This is a genomic window from Xanthomonas albilineans (assembly GCF_002939705.1).
GTDB lineage: Bacteria > Pseudomonadota > Gammaproteobacteria > Xanthomonadales > Xanthomonadaceae > Xanthomonas_A > Xanthomonas_A albilineans.
Genome location: NZ_MDCB01000089.1, coordinates 1 through 630, shown reverse-complemented (window position 1 = coordinate 630; position 630 = coordinate 1). Strand labels below are relative to the sequence as shown.

At 65.7% G+C, this 630-nt stretch carries 1 protein-coding gene; it reads right to left on the bottom strand.

Annotated elements, in window-relative coordinates; genetic code table 11:
* A partial coding sequence (locus XalbCFBP2523_RS15870; protein WP_211286583.1) for a condensation domain-containing protein occupies window positions 1-630 on the bottom strand: 630 nt, incomplete at both ends.

Below are 630 nucleotides of genomic sequence, written 5' to 3'. Positions count from 1 at the left end.
GTACAGCGCGCTCAGTTCCTGCACCAGCAACGCCATCGACCAGCCATCCGAAACGATGTGGTGCATGGTCACCAGCAGGCGATGTTGCTGCTCGGCCAGCTGCAACAGGCGACCACGGATCAACGGACCACGACTCAGGTCGAAGGGCGTGTTGGTTTCTTGTTCGGCGTGGAGTTGGGCGTCGGCGTGGGGGTCTGCTGTTTGCCGCAGATCGATGCACTCCAGCGCAAAGCCGACGTTGGCCGGCGCAATCACTTGTGTGGCGCCATCGTCGTTGGCGACGAAGCAGGTGCGCAGGGCTTCGTGGCGGGCGACGATGCGATCCAGGGCTTGTTGCAACGCGGACAGGTTCAGCACGCCGTGCAGGTCCACGCCGCCGGCGAGCAGGTACGCGCGTGCGGCACGTTGATCGAGCTGCTCTAGGAACCACAGTCGCTGCTGGGCGTAGGACAGCGGCAATGGCGCATCGCGGTCGGCTGGTACGATCGCCGGCAGGGTGCTGGCGTCGGTGTTGTCCAGGGCCTGGGCCAGATCGACCAGACGCGGCTGGGCGAATAAGGTGGCCAGCGGCAGTTCCAATCCCAGCGCGCTGCGGATGCGCGAGATCAGGCGCACGCCGAGCAGCGAGTG